Origin of the sequence: Myxococcus sp. AM011, assembly GCF_013372595.1 — a bacterium.
GTDB classification, from domain to species: domain Bacteria; phylum Myxococcota; class Myxococcia; order Myxococcales; family Myxococcaceae; genus Myxococcus; species Myxococcus eversor.
Genome location: NZ_JABXEM010000606.1, coordinates 1 through 352 on the forward strand (window position 1 = coordinate 1; position 352 = coordinate 352).

Sequence of the window (352 nt, forward strand, 5' to 3'; positions counted from 1 at the left end):
CTCCACTTTTCAGCAGTCCCCCGGGACGCGCGCTTCATCGCGCCACCTCGCCTCCCGGGTTTCATCAAGTCCCCCACGGGGGAAAGGAGGTGCGCGATGAGCTTCTTCAAGCGTGTCGATGTCGTGCAGCACGAGCGGGCGTTCGTCCTCGTCGACGAGGTGCCCACGCGCTACCTCGTGCCGGGCCGCTACCGGCTCACCTACCCCTTCCGCAACGTGCGCATCGTCCGCGTCGCCACCGGCATGCCGCTGACCAACCTGGACACGGAGATGCTCGCGCTCGTGCCCCCGTCGGACCTCCAGGTCATCGAGCTGGGCCCCACCGAGCGCGCCATGCTCTACCACCGCGGTC

The 352-nt window shown here is 68.5% G+C and carries 1 pseudogene; it reads left to right on the forward strand.

Annotated elements, in window-relative coordinates:
• Positions 1–96 precede the first annotated feature (96 nt).
• Positions 97–352: pseudogene (locus HUW62_RS47630) on the forward strand (slipin family protein); the annotation flags it as partial.